The organism is Nonomuraea rhizosphaerae (assembly GCF_019396405.1).
GTDB lineage: Bacteria > Actinomycetota > Actinomycetes > Streptosporangiales > Streptosporangiaceae > Nonomuraea > Nonomuraea rhizosphaerae.
In genome coordinates, this window is the sequence record NZ_JAHKRL010000245.1 from 1 (window position 1) to 3,036 (window position 3,036).

The 3,036-nt window shown below is 65.6% G+C and carries 2 protein-coding genes; one reads left to right on the forward strand and one right to left on the reverse strand.

Features of this window, described 5'->3' with window-relative positions:
• Window positions 1-89: 89 nt before the first annotated feature.
• Window positions 90-1,040: an ABC transporter substrate-binding protein gene (locus KME77_RS12345; RefSeq protein WP_219466012.1), complete on the reverse strand. Its 951-nt coding sequence runs from the start codon at window positions 1,038-1,040 to the stop codon at window positions 90-92.
• Window positions 1,041-1,604: 564 nt separating this feature from the next.
• On the opposite strand from KME77_RS12345, the gene KME77_RS12350 reads away from it, so the two are divergent.
• On the forward strand, window positions 1,605-3,036 hold a 1,432-nt coding region (locus tag KME77_RS12350; RefSeq protein ID WP_219466013.1), incomplete at its 3' end, for a nitrate- and nitrite sensing domain-containing protein.

Genomic DNA, 3,036 nt, shown 5'->3' on the forward strand with positions numbered 1-3,036 from the left:
CGCCACGCCGATGGCGTGGCGGGCCAGCTTTCCGAGCCTGGCGCGGGCGAGTGAGGAACTCCCGCCGCGCGCCAGTGTTCCGACAGACGTCATCCCTGCGACTGAACGATCATCGAGTTGACGTCGATCTTCGTGGTGATGAACTTGTACTCGAGCATCAGGTCCGCGACCCGCTGGATGCGCTGGGCGCTCAGGCTGGTCGGGTAGTTGCCGAGGTTGATGGAGGCCGCGGTCTCCGGCTTCATCTGGGTGAACGTCGGAAGGATCTTCGTCACGGCGGCACGGTCGGTGGCCGCGATGTTCTGAGCCTTCGCCATCGCCTTCTGGAAGGCTGCCATGGTCTTCGGGTTGTCCGCGATCCACTTCTCGGTGGCCGCCCAGCCCGTGATCGGCAGGTTCTCCGTCGGTCCGGACATGGTGTCGAGCAGCATGGTCGCGCCGACGTCCTTCTTGGCCTGGCTGACGTTGGGGTCGGTCATCCAGACGGCGTCCACGTCACCCTTGCCCAAGGCCGCGATCTGGGCCGTGGTGGGCATCTCCACGTAGGTGACGTCCTTGTCCGGGTCCAGGCCGGCGATCTTGAGATGCGGGTTCATGGTGAGAACACCGAGACCCTTGAGCGCGTTGGTGGCGATCTTCTTGCCCTTGAGATCGGACACCTGCTTGATGGGCGAGTCCTTCGGCACCATGATGCCGAAAGCGCCCGCGGCTCCCTGGTAGGAGTCGGCGATGTACTTGAAGCGGGGGTTCTTGGGGTCGCTCTGAATGAACAGGATGGTCGGGTAGCTGCCCAGCACGACGTCCATGCTGCCGTTGGCCAGCTTGCCCAGTACCGCCTGCGGAGCCTGAATGGCCTCTGTCTTGACGTTGAGGCCCTGCTCCTTGAAGAAGCCGCGCTCGATCGCGATGAACAGCGGGGCAGCGTCCGCCCCGGGGTACTCGCCGATCAGGAGGTCTGTCTTCTCAAGACCACCGGCATTGGTAGTGCCTCCGGTCTTGCTATCTGAGCTGGAACACCCCGTAATGACAAGGGTGGCCACAAGTCCAATCAGGGCGGTGCGCCCTAGTGCACCGAACCTCATGTCGCGTCTCCTTCGAACGGGGGGGGGGTGATCGACGACGGTCGCACCCTAGCGCAGCTAACTCTTGCGCATGGTCCCCCGGTTCTAGAAATTAACAATATATATGTGGAAAACGTGATCACCAGGTATGTTTGGGATGAATGTCCGAATCAGGGAGGTGACGGCCTGGCGTCCACCAGGGCTGTGTGGTGTATGTCGGGTTTGGGATGTTCTGCGAAGAGATGGGTTGACTGCGACCTTTGCGGTATTGGCCGATCTCATGTTGTTGTGCTCAAATAAGCTCTCGCCCCATGGGTGCGTCGGCGTCACACGGCAAACACATGCATGACGTGATCCTCTTGCACCAGACCATCAGAGGAGAGGTTGCGGAGGCCAGTGAGGAACGCATTCCCCCCAGCAGGTGGGGATCCCGGCTTAACAGCTGAGGCGCCCGCTCAAGCGGCGCTTCATGCCAAGTCAAAGCCCCCAGCACGTGCCGGGCGTGCGAAGAAGTCGGGCGGCTTCGCGCTGCGCAACTGGCGTGTGCGCTCGAAGCTGCTCGTACTGGTCGTCATTCCCACCTTGGCGGCCCTGGTCCTCGGCGGCTTCCGCGTAGCCACCTCGATCAGCAGCGCCACCGAGTACGAGCGGGTCAAGGACGTCGCCAACCTGGCGAGCCAGCTCACCGCGCTCGCCCATGAGGTCGAGCTGGAACGCGACCTCACCGCCAGCTTCGTCGCCCTCGGACGCCGGGCCCAGGACAAGGGCGACGTCGACGCCCAATACACCACGGTCAACAAGCTACGCGACAACGTCCGTGCCGGCGTGGACGCCATCGCCGCCTCGGACAGCCCGCAGCGCGCCCAGGCCGTGAGCATCAAGAGCCGCCTGGACGAACTGGACCAGTCGCGCAAGCTCGCCGTGTCGTCGGAACTGGACGTCCGCTCCGTCATCGGGCTGTACGACCGGAGCATCTCGGACTTCATCTCGCTCAACGACAGCATCGACCAAGGTGCCGTCGACAAGGAGCTGGCCGACAGCGTCTCCGGCTTCGCCGCCCTGTCCCGGGCCAAGCAGGACGTCTCCACGCAGCGCGCGCTCCTCACCTCCGCGCTGGCGTCGGGACGCTTCGCCAAGGAGCAGCTGGACGACTTCATCGCCGCCCGCGCCCAGCGCAACAGCGAGCTGGCCGCGTACAGGGCCCAGGTGCCGCTGAACCTGCGCCAGGCCTACGACGACACCGTCAGTGGCGAGGCCGTGGACACGGCCGAGTTCCTCCAGGCCCGGGCGCTGTTCCTGCAGGACGCCGGCCGGCGGCTGGTGGACACCCAGCTCGGGCTCAACCGCGACGGCAAGGCGTGGTTCGAGGCCGTCACCAAGACCATCGACGGCATGCGCAAGGTCGAGCAGCAGGTCTCCGAGTCGATCCTGCTGCGCAGCAGCGCCCTGCAGGGCGCCGAGCAGCAGAGCGCCTGGTTCATCGCGATCGCCATCGCCGTCCTGCTCATCCTCGTCCTCGTGGTCACCGCGCTCATGGCCCGCTCGCTGAGCGGCCCGCTGCGCAGGCTGCGCAGGGAGGCCCTGTTCATCGCCGGCCGCCGCCTGCCGGAGACGGTCCAGCAGCTTCGCGAGTCCGAGGCGACGGGCCTTCCGGAGGTCGAGCCGATCGGCGTGGTCTCCGACGACGAGATCGGGGAAGTCGCGCGGGCGTTCGACGAGGTTCACCGGGAGGCCGTGCGGCTGGCCGGTGAGGAGTCCAGGCTTCGTAGCAACGTCAACGCGATGTTCGTCAACCTGTCGCGTCGCAGTCAGACGCTGGTGGAGCGGCAGATCACCCTGATCGACGGGCTGGAGCAGGGCGAGCAGGACGAGAGCCGGCTGGCGAACCTGTTCAAGCTGGACCACCTGGCCACCCGTATGCGCCGTAACAGCGAGAACCTGCTGGTCCTGGCCGGGCAGGACCCGCCGCGGCGCT